1 protein-coding gene is annotated in these 1,254 nt (G+C 46.3%); it reads left to right on the top strand.

Annotated elements, in window-relative coordinates; all coding sequences use genetic code 11:
* Positions 1 to 1,254, top strand: a 1,254-nt coding sequence (locus H5180_RS23280; RefSeq protein ID WP_182759255.1) for a cadherin-like domain-containing protein, incomplete at both ends; no start/stop codon positions are given.

The raw sequence follows: 1,254 nt of genomic DNA, 5'->3' as shown, positions 1-1,254 counted from the left end.
CAAGAAGAAGGTTCATTTGAAGTCAACGTATTGGGTAACGACAGTGATGTTGATATCGGCGACAGCTTAGATGTGAGCAGTGTGACGGTTGTCAGTGCACCAAGCAATGGGCAAACTCAAGTAACAGCAACGGGGGCAATCATTTACACCGCCAATGCAGATTACTATGGTGACGACAGCTTTACTTACACAGTTAAAGACAGCAATGGCGCGATATCTAACCTTGCTACTGTCACCATGACTGTAAACCCAGTCAATGATGCGCCGGTGGCACAAACGCAAACCCTTAACCTTGATGAAGATGCAAGCTTATTGATCACATTGCTTGCGACAGACATCGAAAATGACAGCTTAACTTATCGTATCGATACTGATGTTGCACACGGAACGCTAGTTCAACAAAGCAGTGATAGTTGGTTGTATACACCTGCGGCAGATTATAACGGCAGTGATAGTTTCACGTTTGTAGCCAATGATGGTGCGTTAGATTCAGCTCCTGTTAGTGTTAACTTAACCGTTAATGCTGTAAATGATGCCCCAGTTGCCAGTGCAGAGGCGGTGTCAGTAAATGAAGATACGCCACTGACGATCAACCTTGCCGCCAGCGATATCGAAGGCGATACCTTAACGTATCAAATCAGCAGTCAGCCACAAAATGGCCGTGTTACATTGACTGGATCGCAAGCAGTATACCAAGGCGAGAGTGACTTCTTTGGCACCGATAGCTTTAGCTTTGTTGCTCACGATGGCAACGTAGATTCAGCACCTGCGGTGATCACAGTGACCGTGAGCAGTGTTAATGATGTGCCAGTGATCAGCGGTTCACCGACTGTGTCAGTGAGTGAAAAAATCGTTTATAGTTTTGCGCCAACGGCAACTGACACCGAGGGTGATAATTTAACCTTTAGCATCAGTAATAAACCAAGTTGGTTGGGTTTTGATAGCAGTACCGGGTTGCTCAGTGGTACCGCTGGTAACAGCGATGTGGGTGTGTACAGTAATATTGTGATCAGTGTCAGCGATGGCATGGGTACGGCGAGCTTGCCGGCATTTAACTTAACGGTGATCAACGTCAATGACGCACCAACAATTGGTGGTGTTCCTGCATTAAATGTTGATCAAGATACGTCTTATAGCTTTACCCCAACAGCCAGCGATATTGATGGCGACAGCTTAACCTTTAGTATTAGCAACAAGCCGAGCTGGGCAAACTTTGATAGCAGCACTGGGCAGTTGTCAGGTACGCCAAGTAAT

The organism is Pseudoalteromonas sp. SR41-4 (genome assembly GCF_014163985.1).
In the GTDB taxonomy this organism is placed as follows: Bacteria; Pseudomonadota; Gammaproteobacteria; order Enterobacterales; family Alteromonadaceae; genus Pseudoalteromonas; species Pseudoalteromonas rhizosphaerae.
Note: the sequence above shows the minus strand (reverse complement) of the source record. Positions and strands in the feature narration are given on the sequence as shown.